The 8,534-nt window shown below is 45.8% G+C and carries 7 protein-coding genes; all 7 read right to left on the reverse strand.

All coding sequences use genetic code 11. From position 1 onward, the window contains the following. Positions 1-600: hypothetical protein (locus tag Q0668_RS02540; RefSeq protein ID WP_298859619.1), on the reverse strand; the 600-nt coding region annotated here is incomplete at its 3' end. Then, the gene (locus Q0668_RS02545) at positions 597-1,301 is read right to left on the reverse strand and encodes a sigma-70 family RNA polymerase sigma factor (RefSeq protein ID WP_298859621.1); all 705 of its coding nucleotides are present in this window, start codon (positions 1,299-1,301) and stop codon (positions 597-599) included. The genes Q0668_RS02540 and Q0668_RS02545, both read right to left, overlap by 4 nt. 182 nt (positions 1,302-1,483) lie before the next feature. Then, entirely contained in the window at positions 1,484-1,918 is a 435-nt protein-coding gene (locus tag Q0668_RS02550; RefSeq protein WP_298859622.1) for a hypothetical protein, read from the reverse strand. Positions 1,919-2,344: 426 nt separating this feature from the next. Next, positions 2,345-2,884, reverse strand: a complete 540-nt coding sequence (locus Q0668_RS02555; RefSeq protein ID WP_298859626.1) for a hypothetical protein — start codon at positions 2,882-2,884, stop codon at positions 2,345-2,347. Positions 2,885-2,950: 66 nt separating this feature from the next. Beyond that, on the reverse strand, positions 2,951-6,172 hold the full coding sequence (locus Q0668_RS02560) for an efflux RND transporter permease subunit (RefSeq protein WP_298859628.1): 3,222 nt from the start codon (positions 6,170-6,172) through the stop codon (positions 2,951-2,953). A gap of 71 nt (positions 6,173-6,243) precedes the next feature. Next, positions 6,244-7,737, reverse strand: coding sequence for a secretion protein HlyD (locus tag Q0668_RS02565; protein ID WP_298859630.1), 1,494 nt, complete (start codon positions 7,735-7,737; stop codon positions 6,244-6,246). Between the two features lie 148 nt (positions 7,738-7,885). Further along, complete coding sequence (locus Q0668_RS02570; RefSeq protein ID WP_298859631.1) at positions 7,886-8,338, reverse strand: hypothetical protein; 453 nt, start codon at positions 8,336-8,338, stop codon at positions 7,886-7,888. Positions 8,339-8,534: the final 196 nt, after the last annotated feature.

Below are 8,534 nucleotides of genomic sequence, written 5' to 3' on the forward strand. Positions count from 1 at the left end.
TTTGTAATTTTCGCTGATTGCCCAAGGTGGAACGCGATTTGAATGGATTCTTCGAGAAAGTGGCTCGACGGATTCCATTTCAGGTTCGCTTAAATCCGATGTAGCTGCGTTTGAATCTAATTCAGGATTGTCTTCAATTTTTTGCAAATAGTGGCTGACGAGGGGAACTGGTTCCAACTGCCGGCAGTGCATCTTGACTGACTCACTCATTCGCTTAGACGTCTGCGCCGCATGTAAACTAAATTCATGAGAAACAGAGTTTGAGGCATAATCTCCCTGTACCGCCTGATATGCTGAGATCACCTCGCGTAGTAATTCTGTTTGATTCCAGCATGCAGTTTCAAACTTACGCCTTTCATCAGGACTCATTCTTTCTTCAACAAAAGCCGCAAGGGTTTCTGCATCCATCGCAGTCGCGTTTGGCTCTACGGACGCTTCCGGAGAATTTTGCTGTTCATAAAGTAGAGAGAGTGTTTTCCAACGCTGTAACATGAGTGAATCCGAAGCTAACTGCTCGCGTACCGACAACCCATCTGCATCGGAAAGGTGACCTTCCCGCAGTTTGATTAAAGTCAGAATGTGAGTCTTTTGCTGATTCATGTTTCCTGGTTTCTCGTTTGCATTAATTTTTTTAATCTCTGTTGTGCGCGGTGCAGTTTGGGGCCGACTGCATTTTCTGAAATCCCAAGTTTCCGACCAATTTCCGCATAGCTCAAATTCTGATCGAAGTACAAAACTAACACGTGACGGTCTGATTTCTTCAAACGCCTCATACAGCTTTGAATTTTTGACGAATCGTTGGCATCAACGGCCACAGAATCGTGGAGCGTTTTTTGAGGTACGGTAGCGATATCGAAATGGCTGTCATTGGGTCGAATTTTTTCTGACTCTCGACGCTGACGAGATAGAAAGCTTAACGTTGTCCGTCGCGTAATCACTGCTAACCAGGTCGAGAGCTTGCTGCGTCCTTGAAACTGGCGCAGACCGTTCATATTTCCATGAAACAGAGCCGCCATTACTTCGGCCCCACAATCTTCCACCAGTTCAGTAGCGGGCACTATCCCACACTCGCGACAAGTAGAGAGAATGCGGCTGATGATCAATTTGTCATATCGACTGACGAACTCATCCCACGTCTGGGCATCCCGTTTCAGTAACAATAAGATGAATTCACGTTCTTCCAGATTTACAGTCTCCTGATTCTTTGCGGAATGTGTTCCCGTTTCTCTCTCCTTTGATGATCGCCTGGTGGGCGCATCGCTTGGTGAATCATCAAGAAGTGGTAAATCTGTGGATGTCATTTGCGTGACTTATTCAATAGGTCGACCTGCGTGTCTCTGGCTGAGTGTCAGTAGAAAATTATTTTTATTGAAATTATTTTTATTGAAAACGTAGAATCCCTAGAAATGAGAATAAATCCGTCAACCGCATAAATCATCTTATGCGGTTGACGGACTGTATACAAGATTTTCTTTGTCTGCTCTTAACCCCCAAAGGCGTTACGGATCGCATTTTTCTCACGTTGCAAAGTAGATCTCAAGTCTGAAATTGCATCTTCACAAACATTGTTGACTCGACGCGCCAATTGCGTTGCCCCCATGCTCACGAGTTTTTCAATGCAGGCATTACAAATGCGATTCACACGATTCGCACATTTTTCTGTCCGTGTTGTAGCTGACCGAATGCATTTCCGGGCAGCATCCCGGGCCGCACGTTCCTGTCCATCAGCTAGTAACCGTTGAATCATCTGGACACACTCCACGGTTTCATCAGCAGCTGCATTTTGGCAGCGGTCAACAATCCCATTCACATTACCGACACAACGGGCGGCAATATCTTCTGGAGAGGTATGTGCAGAAACCGTAGTTGTCATCATCATCAGGCCCAAAGCTGCACAGCTGGCAAATAAATATTTCATCGAGTTCATCTCCCTCAGGTTAAGTTAATTTACGCCCGGTAAAAGTGCCGGTATAACGCATCATTGATTACAGGATCAAAGCTGATCTGTGAAAAGGACCAGTAAAATTCGGTACATAAACAGGCCTGATTGTCTCTACCGTCTGAACTATCTGTGGGAACCAGGCCTGATTCCGTGCAGGTAAACTTGGGATTTTTTTAAATAATTGAAAAAATCCCATTTACACCCTGTTGCAAAGGAAATGACGCATACCGGTCTGCTTTCCTGAAAAGGGCTTAGATAAAACGACAAAAAAAAACGCCGTACAATAGAAATTGCACGGCGTACTAAATTTATTTGATTGATCTCTTCACATCTTAGCCTGTGTCCTGGTTTATTGTTGCGTCTCCAAGGCCATTTGAAACGAGTATCAAAATGGGATGCGCTCTAGTGAGCATGTTTGTGATCGTGATCATGGGCAGGAATTTTTCCACTATAAGATTTCCCCTCGATCTCCAAAACCAGCCGTGCATCTGTATCGTGTTCTTCTAATAATTCTCCTAGTGCTTTATCCTGTGTACTGAATCGAGACGACTGCCCCTCAGGGTCATTCGCTTCGCGTGCAGCCGTCAGGGTAAACTGTTGTCCTTTGCCGTCATGTTTGGCATTGATCAGAACACTTTCCGCTTTAACAGGCACATTCTTTGTCGCACCACTATCCAGAATATAGATTGTCACGGAACCACTTTTTTCATCATGCACAAGTTCCGCATGGTAGGCCTCTTTCCCCAGTTCAATCAAAGAACCGTGATGTGGCCCTTCGCTGGGATGATCATGTCCGTGATCGTCCTCGACCATTGTCACATCTTCCGGTGCGGCCTCATCAAACGATTTCCCCTGGTCCGTGTTGGAGTCACATCCATTGAAAGTAAAACCCACCAGACAGAGAGCCACAGCAACACCATTTGTAAGTATGTTGTTCATCATTCAAATCCTTTTTAAAAGTTTAGTTTGTAATACGTTTCACTAATCATCTATCTCAACTCTTTTTCACTAAGCAGTAATCGAAACTTCTTCCTGTTCTTCAATCAGCGGAATATCTGAAGTACTTTGCTCTACAATCCTGGCCCCTTCTTTAAGACCGAAGTTCCAGAACAAAGCCGGTCGAATGAAAAATTCCAGTATCGTACTACTGAGCAATCCCCCAATTATCACTGTTGCAACCGGATACAAAATCTCTTTTCCAGCTTCTCCTTGAGAAAGCGCCAATGGAACAAGGCCGATGCCTGAAGTAAGCGCCGTCATCAAAACCGGTGCCAGCCGTTCCTGACCGGCTCTCACGATCATTTCACGCGTCCAGCCTTCCCCTTCATACTTCACAAGGTGCAGGTAATGATTTAATAATAAAATTCCATTCCGGGATGCAATGCCCCCTAACGAAATAAAGCCCACCATTGCAGCAATCGTCAGTGTTTGATTGGTAACTACCAACGCGATAACTGACCCAATGAAGGCCATCGGCAGTGCTGCCATCACCTGCAACGAAAAATTGGCAGAGCGAAACATGGTAAACAGAACCAGAAACACACCTAGCATCGAAACCAGAAAAAGTGCGGAAATCATTCGGGATGCGGATTGCTGGTTTTCAAATTGGCCACTGTATTCCACAAAATATCCTGCAGGCAGGGCTTCAATAATTGGCGTCTGTTTCTCCTGAATGTCTTTCACAACATCAACCAGTCCACGCCCTGACACATTACATTGCACAATGATTCGTTTTTGAACTTTCTCACGATTAATTGTATTCGGTCCTTTGGATTCAGAAATATCTGCCACCGACGAAAGTGGCGTAGTACCACCGTTGGGTAAATCGATCGAAAGACGTTTCAGAGCTTGCCGATCTTCACGGTATTTTTCATCCATCCGAATCAACAGATCGAACGTGCGCTGCCCCTCTAACACTTGTGACACGACCAGTCCATTCATGGCCGTTTCAATATATTCATTCACATAAGCAGGGGTTAAGCCATATAACTCCAGTTTATCCCGATTCAATTTGATCTGCAGCTGAGGAATTTCGACCTGAGGTTCCACCAATACATCGGTTACCCCGGGCACTGTTTTCATTTCCACTTCCATTTTTTTCGCAGTGTCTCTCAAAACAGTTATATTTTCGCCGTAAATTTTGATTCCCACTTGAGCTTTCACTCCCGAGACCATATGTGAAATCAAATGTGCCAAAGGTTGTTCTACCGAGATCACAATCCCCGGAATATCATCCATTGAAGTACGAATATCTTCGAGCACCGCTTCGCGACTGCGTCCCGAATCCGGATCAAACGTGATGATGAATTCAGAGATATTCACACCTTCGGCATGTTCGTCGAGTTCGGCACGGCCCGTTCGTCTGGAAAAGGCGGAGACTCCTTCGATTTTTTTCAGCCGTTCCATGACGGTTTCAGAGATTTCGTTCGACTTCCGCAGTGAAGTCCCCGGAGGTAACACGACGTTCAGTTGCGCGACCCCTTCATTGAACGGCGGTAGAAAATCACGTTCCAGTTGGGAAAGAAACAAAATCGCAACCAGCACGCCTGCAATTCCCGCCAGCAATAATGGCTCGGATAAGCGAATACTGAAACGGATGACATAACCGGCACACCATTTTAATAAACGTAGCAGAGGGCCATCTTGATGAATTGGACGCTTTGACTCTGCATCTGAACTGACGGGTATACCAAATTTTTTACCAAGTAACCAATAGGAAAGTACCGGAGTTAGCGTAAGTGACACAACCAAAGATGACAGGATAGAAACAATATAAGCCACCCCCAGAGGAGCAAACAGACGGCCTTCCATTCCTGACAATGCAAATAAAGGCAGAAAAACAAGCACCACAATCACCGTACCAAAGACAATCGAATTCCGAATTTCACAGCTCGCTTGAAAAACAACAAGCAAGATCGGCTTGGGCGTCTCAAGCAGACGATTTTCCTGCAGCCTGCGAAAGATATTTTCCACATCAACGATGGCATCATCCACAAGTTCGCCAATCGCCACCGCCAGGCCTCCAAGAGTCATCGTATTAATTGAGAATCCAAAGATGGCAAAAATAATCGCCGTAATCGCGATAGAAAGTGGAATTGCCGTCAAGGTGATGAACGTCGTGCGAAAATTCATCAGAAACAGAAAGAGAATAATGACCACAAGAATGCCACCATCCAATAAGGCATCGACGACATTCTCTATCGATCGATCGATGAATGACTTCTGAGAATAGAGTTCTGGTTGAATGCGAATATCTGAAGGCAAAGAAGGCTTGAGTTCTTTTAGCGCCTGCAGGACATCCAGGGCAACACGTCGGGTATCTGCATCAGGTTGTTTGTTGACGGTCAACACAACCGCTGGCCCACCAGCAAACGTTCCATCATCCTGTTTCACAAATGCAGAACTGTCACCTCGTTTGACCTGAGCACCTTCAAGGACTGTCGCCACTTGCGAAAGTACAACAGGTCGGCCTTTACGGGTAGTAATGACGACTTTTTCCAGATCTTCCAGCGATTGAATGCGACCCAGTGCGCGGACCAGAAGTTCATTAGGGCCCTGCTCATCCAGATAGCCACCGGTTGCGTTCTCATTGCTCTCTTCGCAAGCCTGTTTGACATCATGTAAGGTGATACCGTATCGCACGAGAGATTCCGGATTGACAAGAACCTGAAACTGCTTTCGTCCACCTCCCATTGTGAATACCTGGGATACACCGGGAATCGTCAATAGACGCTGTCTGACAACCCAGTCAGCCAAGGTGCGCACTTCCAGTGGCGACGTTTTCTCATCCTCACTCCACATTCCCACCATCATGATTTGCCCCATGATCGATGAAATTGGTGCCAACTGTGGCTTGATATCGTCCGGCAATCGTTCCGTGACAAGTTGCAGACGTTCGTTTACAACTTGCCGATCGTTATAGATGTCGGTTCCCCACTCGAATTCCACGTAGATGATGGAAATGCCCACTCCAGAAGAACTGCGCACGGCCTGCACTCCCGTAGCACCATTCAGGGCAGTTTCCAGTGGAAACGTAATCAATGATTCCACTTCTTCCGGAGCCATGCCCGGCGCTTCTGTCATCACAACAACACGGGGACGATTCAGATTGGGAAATACGTCGATCCCCATATTGAACGCCTGCCATGTTCCAAATCCGATCAGGAACAGCGAAAACGCAAGCGTTAAATGTCGCTGTTTGAGAGAGAACCGAATGATTGCATTCAACATGATAATGATCCAGATGTTCGACTGATTTTAAAACGTTCTCTGATTGTGTGTGTGGATTTGTAATTACAAAGTTAATGTGTGTGCCCGGCATGAGGATCGACTCCGCCTCCTGCCTTATTTTTCAAGGCCATTTGCAATTGATGTGCTCCGGTGAGTGCAATTTTATCACCCGGAAATATAGACCCATCATTTTTAATCACCGCCCATAATTGATCCTGATATAAAATATGTACCGGACGGCGATCAAAATGGTCGCCATTTTCTTGAAACACAAAGCGTTCTACCCCTTCACTGGCTATGGCTTCAACGGGAAGTACGATTTGTTTTTCCCAGACCTCTACAGGAATTCTTAACTGCATCCTCTGCCCGGGCTTGAATTGCCAGGTGATAAAACGATCCCCATTTTTTCTGGTACTGTCATACTGAATATGATTCAGCAAATTGACAAACACAGAAAACGTTCTGGCGTCCGTTTCGATCTGATTATCCAGATAATCGATTTTGAGATTTTTTATCAGTTTCTTCCTTTTATTATTCACTTCCTGAATGGCTTCTACTGACCATTTTTTCTCCATACAACGTGTGAGTTCATCTGCTTCCTGCTCGAAGGCCTGCCCTTTCAAAAACAGATCACTATAGTCTGCCAAAACACACAATGTATCTCCGGCTTCAACGAAATCGCCTTTGCTGACAGTCAATGATTGCACGATCAGCAGCGATTCTTGTAGTGCAACTGGTTGTACCTCGGTGGAGGGAGAATTCGTCGAGATCCGTCGAATACTCATATTCGGTAATTGAACTTCGCCCGATATGCTATTGAGTTTTGGCACGTAGATCTGATGCTCTCTGACGAGATGTCGCGTTTTATCGATTTGATCAACTTGAGATTCACTGAATCCATGTAACAGCAAGGCCTCACGCTGCGATTTCAAAATCGCTTCGAGTTTTTCTTTGGCATATTCGCGTTCCAGCAACACCTTGCCGGCGATCACGCCTCGACTTGTAATTTCTTGAATCCGGGCGATTTCTTTATTTTCTACATCGAGTTCTCCCCGTGTTTTTAAATAGGCGGCTTGCGCCTGCACGAGATCTTCATGCGTAAGACGGATTTTGAATAATTCGCGGCCTGGATGAACGGCTTCACCGGGACTTACGTTAACATTCATCACGATTCCCGTCATTGGCGCTACGATAGTCACTCTGGTTTTACCAGGACGTTCAACTACCATCGCCGGAATGGATATGGTTCGTGTAAACGATTGCAGTTTGACTGGAATTAGCTTTTCGGAAGTCAGTCCGATGTTTTTTCGAGCCTGATCAGATAATTCCAGAGAATCTGATTCGTTGTGACCGGCGTGCGGATGATCGTGAGAATCTTCATCAAGAAGAGCGTCTACCGCTTCTGTAGCTTTACTTTGATTCTTCGCAGCGCTGTTTGGTTGTGTCCAGCTTTGAATAGCAGGCAACCATAGCCCTTGAGTACTTCCGGCCAGGAATCCTGCCGAAATCAAAGCGACAAGAATCAACATCAGTTTCCAGTTAGATTTCATCTTTGAATCATTCATAACGGGCCTCTATAAGGCAGTGCATGCTTTCACGAAAAGTACGCAATGGGAGACTTGAGTTTCTGAGTATTATTGATCGTTTCTGTGCAGAGGAGACGGAAGGTCAGCACAAAGCAAGTTCGGTAAGACGATCAGAGAGAAAAGGCGCTTATAGTAACCAGACCGTAGTGTGTGTCTGCGCGCGCACGCCCGGCGCTGCGAATGATGAGAGACAGCTGATCTGGAGCATTGTATTTGTGTACTGTTTTTCCTGTAAACTACCCGGCAGATCCAACCCTGACAGAAGTTTAAACATCTGAGAAGTATCCTCGAGCACCTTCGCTGGCGCGGATGCCAGATAGGAACAGCGGCCTTCCTGACAGGGCTCCGACTCCGGAGTGGCGGGTAATTCTTCCGTTGTTCCTTCAGAGTGCTGATCATGTGCGGAATGCGAATGCCCATGATGAGCGTGCGATTCTGTAGCATGATCGCACAGAGTAACTGGTTGGCATGACTCGTGTTGGCCTGCATGACATTCGTGCGCATGATGCCACCCACAACCCAGTAATGTATGGGACAGCATGGAAATCAGCATCAGAATGACTGTAAGAGATTGGTACATAAAAAACCTGGCAAACAGAGTAAACTCTCATCAAATCATGTCACTAAACCGGGAATATGTCAAGATATCTCTTTTTGAGGCAAAATCGAGACCATAAAATCAACTCTTTTGAATATCGAGCGTAAGTAGTTCTAAGGTATCATTTGTAATAGTTAAGACTTAATCTGACATTCCTGTTACCTTAGTGGTTGATTCC

Source organism: uncultured Gimesia sp., from assembly GCF_937910335.1.
Lineage (GTDB): Bacteria > Planctomycetota > Planctomycetia > Planctomycetales > Planctomycetaceae > Gimesia.

Bases quoted from the DNA above. Each gene is read 5' to 3' on its own strand.
- Q0668_RS02545 (WP_298859621.1), bottom strand. From the start codon at position 1,301: ATGACATCCACAGATTTACCACTTCTTGATGATTCACCAAGCGATGCG.
- Q0668_RS02550 (WP_298859622.1), bottom strand. From the start codon at position 1,918: ATGAAATATTTATTTGCCAGCTGTGCAGCTTTGGGCCTGATGATGATG.
- Q0668_RS02555 (WP_298859626.1), bottom strand. From the start codon at position 2,884: ATGATGAACAACATACTTACAAATGGTGTTGCTGTGGCTCTCTGTCTG.
- Q0668_RS02560 (WP_298859628.1), bottom strand. From the start codon at position 6,172: ATGTTGAATGCAATCATTCGGTTCTCTCTCAAACAGCGACATTTAACG.
- Q0668_RS02565 (WP_298859630.1), bottom strand. From the start codon at position 7,737: ATGAATGATTCAAAGATGAAATCTAACTGGAAACTGATGTTGATTCTT.
- Q0668_RS02570 (WP_298859631.1), bottom strand. From the start codon at position 8,338: ATGTACCAATCTCTTACAGTCATTCTGATGCTGATTTCCATGCTGTCC.